This is a genomic window from Nocardia jiangxiensis NBRC 101359, from assembly GCF_000308615.1.
Classification (GTDB): Bacteria; Actinomycetota; Actinomycetes; order Mycobacteriales; family Mycobacteriaceae; genus Nocardia; species Nocardia jiangxiensis.
Genome location: NZ_BAGB01000007.1, coordinates 1 through 1,284, shown reverse-complemented (window position 1 = coordinate 1,284; position 1,284 = coordinate 1). Strand labels below are relative to the sequence as shown.

Genomic DNA, 1,284 nt, shown 5'->3' with positions numbered 1-1,284 from the left:
GTCGAACATGTACTCGTGGTGCGCCGCACCGAAATCGAGGTGCCGTGGACCGATGGCCGCGACGTCTGGTGGCACGAGACCGTCGCGAAGGCCGACACCGAGCACGAGGCCCAGGCGTTCGAGGCCGAGCACCCGCTGTACATCCTGTACACCTCGGGCACGACCGGAAAACCCAAGGGCATCCTGCACACCACCGGCGGATACCTGACCCAGGTCGCGTACACCCACCACAACGTCTTCGACCACAAAGCGGGACAGGACATCTACTGGTGCACCGCCGACATCGGCTGGGTCACCGGGCACAGCTACATCGTGTACGGCCCCCTCGCCAACCGCGCGACCCAGGTCGTCTACGAGGGCACCCCGAACTTCCCCGATGAGCACCGGCACTGGCAGATCATCGAAAAGTACGGCGTCACAATCTATTACATCGCCCCCACCCTCGTGCGCACCTTCATGAAGTGGGGCCGGGAGATCCCCGACGCCCACGACCTGTCCTCGATCCGCGTACTGGGCAGCGTCGGCGAACCGATCAACCCCGAAGCATGGCGCTGGTACCGCGAAGTCATCGGCGCGGGCACCGCGCCCATCGTGGACACCTGGTGGCAGACCGAGACCGGCGCCATCATGATCTCCCCGCTGCCCGGCGTCACCACCACCAAACCCGGCGCGGCGATGACCCCGCTGCCGGGCATCTCGGCGAAGGTCGTCGACGAAGAAGGCAACCCGGTCACCCTCGGCGAGACCGAAGCCAACGGCTACCTGGTCCTGGACCAGCCGTGGCCCTCCATGCTGCGCGGCATCTGGGGCGATCCCGAACGCTACAAGGCCACCTACTGGGAACGCTACGGCGACAAGGGCTGGTACTTCGCCGGCGACGGCGCGAAACTCGACACCGACGGTGACCTGTGGGTCCTGGGCCGCGTGGACGACGTCATGAACGTGTCGGGACACCGCATCTCCACCGCCGAGGTCGAATCCGCACTCGTCGGCCACTCCGGCGTCGCCGAAGCCGCCGTCGTCGGCGCCAGCGACGAGACCACCGGACAAGGCATCGTCGCGTTCGTCATCCTGACCGCCGAAGCCAAGAACACCCGCCCCGACCTCGTCGCCGAACTCAAAGCCGAAGTCTCCCGGGAGATCAGCCCCATCGCCCGCCCCCGCGAGATCCACATCGTGCCCGAACTCCCCAAGACCCGCTCGGGCAAGATCATGCGCCGCCTCCTGCGCGACGTCGCCGAAGGCCGCGAACTCGGCGACACCTCGACCCTGGTCGACCCCAAC

Annotated in this window: 1 protein-coding gene; it reads left to right on the top strand. The window is 67.1% G+C overall.

Features of this window, described 5'->3' with window-relative positions; translation table 11 throughout:
• Positions 1–1,284, top strand: a 1,284-nt coding sequence (locus tag ON40_RS02100; protein WP_040817884.1) for an acetate--CoA ligase, incomplete at both ends; no start/stop codon positions are given.